Origin of the sequence: Marinomonas pollencensis (assembly GCF_003387375.1) — a bacterium.
Classification (GTDB): domain Bacteria; phylum Pseudomonadota; class Gammaproteobacteria; order Pseudomonadales; family Marinomonadaceae; genus Marinomonas; species Marinomonas pollencensis.
This window is the reverse complement of the sequence record NZ_QUNG01000030.1, coordinates 1-4,480: the sequence shown is the minus strand read 5'-3', so window position 1 is coordinate 4,480 and position 4,480 is coordinate 1. Positions and strand designations below refer to the sequence as shown.

3 protein-coding genes and 4 tRNA genes are annotated in these 4,480 nt (G+C 41.0%); 2 read left to right on the top strand and 5 right to left on the bottom strand.

The features are described from left to right. Nucleotides 1-833, top strand: an 833-nt coding sequence (locus DFP81_RS18010; RefSeq protein ID WP_220343047.1) for a putative quinol monooxygenase, incomplete at its 5' end; no start/stop codon positions are given. Between the two features lie 352 nt (nt 834-1,185). After that, nucleotides 1,186-2,292 (top strand): SMP-30/gluconolactonase/LRE family protein, encoded by a 1,107-nt coding sequence (locus DFP81_RS18005; protein WP_115899262.1) that lies wholly within the window; start codon nt 1,186-1,188, stop codon nt 2,290-2,292. A 60-nt stretch (nt 2,293-2,352) separates the two neighbouring features. Here DFP81_RS18005 and DFP81_RS18000 read toward each other — a convergent pair whose 3' ends face one another. The 5 genes from DFP81_RS18000 to DFP81_RS17980 all read right to left on the bottom strand — a co-directional run bounded on the left by DFP81_RS18000 (nt 2,353) and on the right by DFP81_RS17980 (nt 4,461). Then, complete coding sequence (locus tag DFP81_RS18000; RefSeq protein WP_115899261.1) at nt 2,353-3,258, bottom strand: LysR family transcriptional regulator; 906 nt, start codon at nt 3,256-3,258, stop codon at nt 2,353-2,355. A 722-nt stretch (nt 3,259-3,980) separates the two neighbouring features. Then, nucleotides 3,981-4,057, bottom strand: a tRNA-Asp gene (locus DFP81_RS17995). Nucleotides 4,058-4,112: 55 nt separating this feature from the next. Beyond that, nucleotides 4,113-4,188 (bottom strand) — tRNA-Val (locus DFP81_RS17990). Nucleotides 4,189-4,256: 68 nt separating this feature from the next. Beyond that, nucleotides 4,257-4,333 (bottom strand) — tRNA-Asp (locus DFP81_RS17985). A gap of 52 nt (nt 4,334-4,385) precedes the next feature. Then, nucleotides 4,386-4,461 (bottom strand) — tRNA-Val (locus DFP81_RS17980). Nucleotides 4,462-4,480 lie beyond the last annotated feature (19 nt).

Below are 4,480 nucleotides of genomic sequence, written 5' to 3'. Positions count from 1 at the left end.
GCGGTAAACATAAGTCTTTCGTTCCAATTCAGAGAGAGCAAGAGACTTTATGGTGTTTGGTGGAGATTTCTATGTGGGGGTTAGCCGACGCTTACTTTACAAATTTTGGCTGGATTGTTGAAGCAAAGCTTAAAGAGGGTGAGCTAGAAAACTTTAAAGCGGTAATGAACTCGCAAGTGAACCGTGCTTTAGGTGAAAAAGGTACATTGAACTATCAATATTATATGTCAGACGCCGGTGATATTTTAGTTTACGAGCGTTTTGCTGATGCCGATGCATCTCATGAGCACATCGAAAACTGGGATGCTCACGCTGAACGCTGGATTGCAGCAGCAACACCAACACGTATGCTTCATCTTGGTGATTTACCAGATGATGTTCGTGAACGCCATGCTTCACTAGCACCCACATGGTTAAAACCTTTTGCTGGTTTTGCCCGAGAAGAAAATGAAAAAAGCGCAATTAAAAATGGAAATGATACTACCTTCGAAAACTTTGGATGGATTGTTGAGGCAAAACTGAATCCAGGCCAACTCGAAGAATTTAAAGAAGTAATGAATTCCCAAGTGAAACGGGCTAAAACAGAAGAAGGCACACTAAACTACCAATATTACCTATCTGACGAAGGTGACGTCTTAGTTTACGAGCGTTTTCGAGATTTAGAAGCTTCTTATATTCATATCGAAAACTGGAATGACCACGCCGATCGATGGATCGCAGCAGCAACACCAACCCGCATGGTACACCTAGGAAACTTACCACAGGAGTTACGTGATATGCATGCATCACTTTCACCTCTACTGCTGAAACCGCTTGGTGGTTTTGCAAAATAGTCAATTTTATGAATAAACCGATACGCTCAATCCAATGGATCTCGGTTGTATCTTGGGAAGGTACGAATCAGTCCTCCCGCCTCAGCGTGTGGATAAAAGTCTGAGATTTAAGGCGAGAAGCGCAACTTAATAGTCGCTCTATTGATCAGCTTCTCAACTTATAGATACGGCTTTTAGTCCACGCACTACGGGTCTTTTAGAAAAAAACAGCCAGCCTTCGTTATCGCTTTTTGAAAGGTGCCTACATTACTTTAAAGCGACGCCTTGCTTGGCACTTTTTCTGATAAGACTGAGAACAGGTGACTTATTCGTGCCTTCCCTAGTACGTATTTTAACAATTTACAGGTTTACCATGAAAACTTTTAAAAAATATACTGGTTTATTAAGTGTAATGTTTATTATTGGTTCGCTGTCAGCATACTCTCAAACAGCATTAGCTCAGCAACAATACTCGCTGCAAGATTTGCCTGCTCAATTTAACTCTCCAGCAAGTTTTTCGTTTGATTCAGATAATAATATTCTGTTCACATCGCCTAATCTACATAACCAAACGCTAGTAGAGCAAGGTGTTATAACTAAAGCAGAGGCTCCAACGATTGGCCTTATTGATGGCAACAATCAAGTTTCTGTGTGGTATACATTTAAACAACAGGATTTAGAGCCAAATAGCGGTGTTGTCACTCCCATGGGGATTGCTAAAGGTCCCGATGGCAACATTTATATTGCCGACATGCAATTATGGTTTGGCGGTGAATCTCGCTTGTTACGAGTGAATATTATAGATGGTGAAGCCATTGATGTAGACGTTGTTGCAAAAGGTTTCTCATTTCCTAACGCAGTAGCTTGGAGGGGTAACGATGTGTTTATCTCAGATACGGTACTTGCAACTGAGAAAGGAATATCAACGACAAGTGGTGTATATAAATTAAGCTTAGATGAACTTAGTGCTGAAAATCCATTACAGATTTCTAAATACCAGAACAAAAACAACCACGACGCACACCTGTTTGAGACTTTTGACTCAAACGGTAGTCTAGGCTTTGGTGCAAATGGCTTGGCAGTTGACGGAAAGGGCAACCTTTATACCGGTATCATGGAAGACGGTACAATCTACAAAAGCACTTTCAATGAAGATAGCTCTAAGCTAGAAACCACACTGTTTAATAAAGGCTTGATCACAAGTGATGGCATCCAGTGGGATGCACCTTCTAATGCACTTTACATTACCGATTTATTTGATAATGCGGTTTACCGTATTGATATGAATGGCCAAGCTAAATTGCTAACCAAAAACGGAAATACCAACGGCAGCAATAACATGTTAGATGCGCCGGGAGAAGTTATTGTTCGTGACGGTATTGCCTATGTAACTAATTTTGACGCTGCATTTGGTGCGTCAACTATGGTTAATACTAAACCAGATGCGCCTTTTACAATATCAGTAGTGCCTATTAAATAATCCCCCTATCATAGCCAGATAAATAAACGGTCAGATAAACTTGGCCGTTTTATCGGTAAACTACTTTTCCTGTACCCTATCCCAGTATGGCGGGCTTCCATAACGCTCAGAAAAGTAATCTATAAACGCACGAACTTTAGGGGCAACTAATTTCGATGAAGGGTAGACAGCCCATATAGACGCATCAGCCTCTAATGGGTAATCTTCAAGAATTTGCACTAAAGTCCCAACTCTTAAATGCTCATACGCAATCCATGTAGAGCACATTACAATCCCCATCCCGTTCACACATGCATCGCAAACGGCCTTGCCGTTGTCCGTGGTAAACGCCCCGCTTGTCTTAATATTTAATAGACCCTTTGAGGTTCTAAACACCCAATTGTCATTACCAATGAGGTTAATACAATTGTGCTGTTGCAGTGCTTCAGGGGTTGTTGGCCTACCGTGCTTTTTAAGGTAGTCAGGTGAGGCGCAGATAATCCTATTGTCTATGGCGAGTTTTCTGGCTATCAGGGCAGAGTCTTTTAGCTCAGCGTTTCGGATCGCTACATCAAATCCACCCTCAACAATGTCTACTATTGTATCGCTGAGACGAAGCTCTACAGATAAATCAGGGAAAATCTCCATAAATTCATTTAATGCAGGTATTAAGTGTATATGGCTAAAAGAAACTGGCGCTGTTATTCGTAATCTCCCACTGGGCTTAGATCCCCCTTTCACTGACGATACAGCTATATCCGCCGAAACAAGAACATCTCTAGCATGAGGAAGAAACTCCTCTCCCTCATCGGTAAGCGACACTTTCCGAGTTGTACGGTGTATTAGCCGAACACCAAGGCTTTCCTCTAGTTTACTAAGATGAGCGCTAGCCACAGCCGATGACAAGCCAAATTCAGCCCCAGCTTTAGATATATTGTGAGTGGCAGCTACCCGAATAAATAGTTTTACATAGTCTAGATTTATCATTATTAGGGGCACAGTTAGGGTTGCAGAAACAGAGTAGTATTACTTAACCGTATCTCTATAAAAGTACATAAGCTAAGCTTCAACAGCTCTTAGGATCACTATTTGACAAAATAACGCATTGTAACTATTTCAAGTAGTACAAACCATACATCAGAGTTCAAGACGAAGACACCCAATAAAATACGATAAACAAAAAAATACGATAAACAAAAAAATGGTTTATTCTAGAAATTCTGGTCACAGAAAACATATGATTACATTCAACAGCACATTCTCTTGCGCCAAAACCAGCGAGAATCAAAAACTGCAAAAAACCAAAGGAAATGGCTGTTAATTTAGAAGTACAGAAAAGGAAAATATTTAGGCTGTTCACCATGCAGTTACAGTCTGACCACACTGAATAATGGTGTTTAAAAGAGATGTCTATTAAGAGGAGATAGAAAATATAGATAAACCATTATTAAAACAATCACGACTGATTTTTTAAGGTTTAAAGAGAAACAAAAAGACCGACATGAAATGTTAAATATAATGGTGGACGTGGAAAGGTTCGAAATTTTCTTTATAAGGGCGATACTCTCCAAACAGAGCTACACACTCGCTTTGCTTAAAAAGTAAAACTTACATCTTATAATATGAGGAGCTTTAACCCCTAATTCTTAGATAGTGTGAATATCTAATCACTCTTTGCCAAACTCACTTCTTTAAGTGAAAGAAGTAAATGGCGGAATGGACGGGACTCGAACCCGCGACCCCCTGCGTGACAGGCAGGTATTCTAACCAACTGAACTACCACTCCAACACATTCTAGGACTCTTGTTCATTTTTTAACAATGAACCCACTGTCTAGTAAGTGGTGGGTGTGGAGAGGTTCGAACTCCCGACATTCGCCTTGTAAGGGCGACGCTCTCCCAACTGAGCTACACACCCCCCAAAAAAATAGTGTTAACTATTTATCAACTCTTTGCCAAACTCACTTCTTTAAGAAAAGAAGTAAATGGCGGAATGGACGGGACTCGAACCCGCGACCCCCTGCGTGACAGGCAGGTATTCTAACCAACTGAACTACCACTCCAACACAATCTAAATCTCTTGCTCACTGTTACATGAACCCACTGTTTAGTAAGTGGTGGGTGTGGAGAGGTTCGAACTCCCGACATTCGCCTTGTAAGGGCGACGCTCTCCCAACTGAGCTACACACCCGTCATAATTTTACATCTTA

Coding starts and splice junctions, on each gene's coding strand:
- DFP81_RS18005 (WP_115899262.1), top strand. CDS start 1,186: ATGAAAACTTTTAAAAAATATACTGGTTTATTAAGTGTAATGTTTATT.
- DFP81_RS18000 (WP_115899261.1), bottom strand. CDS start 3,258: ATGATAAATCTAGACTATGTAAAACTATTTATTCGGGTAGCTGCCACT.